This is a genomic window from Pandoraea sp. PE-S2R-1, assembly GCF_002179865.1.
In the GTDB taxonomy this organism is placed as follows: domain Bacteria; phylum Pseudomonadota; class Gammaproteobacteria; order Burkholderiales; family Burkholderiaceae; genus Pandoraea.
Window position 1 is genome coordinate 1 of record NZ_NGUR01000031.1, and the last position, 429, is coordinate 429.

Annotated in this window: 1 pseudogene; it reads right to left on the minus strand. The window is 66.0% G+C overall.

The annotated features are described in order from the left end of the window. Positions 1-291 (minus strand): annotated as a pseudogene (locus CDV44_RS26885) (efflux RND transporter periplasmic adaptor subunit); the annotation flags it as partial. Positions 292-429: the final 138 nt, after the last annotated feature.

Genomic DNA, 429 nt, shown 5'->3' on the forward strand with positions numbered 1-429 from the left:
GACCTGACCCGCTTTGACGGCGTCGCCAAGCCTTGCCGACCGGTCGATGATCTTGCCTGCGACGCGGAAGGACAGCGGGGTGGCATAACGTGCCTCAATCTGCGCTGGCAGCGACGCGGTGGGCGTCTGCTCGCTGAGCTTTGCCGCCACAGCGACGACCGGGCGCGGAGGCGCTTCCGGCGGGGCTTTGCGTGAGCACGCGGCCAATGAGGCTGCGGCGATGGCGGTAGTGGCAATGGCCAGCGCGAGCCGGCGGCGGCGTGGTGCGGTATCGGGCAGAAAGGGCATCATGCGCTCGTGACTCTCAATGTGAGAAATCCGGAAGACAAAACAACGAATTCGCGACACGTTTGCCGGACGAGCGGGGCCAGGCGAGCCATGGCAAAGCCAGAACGCTGGGCAGTAAGGCCGGCAAAACGGTGCGATCCG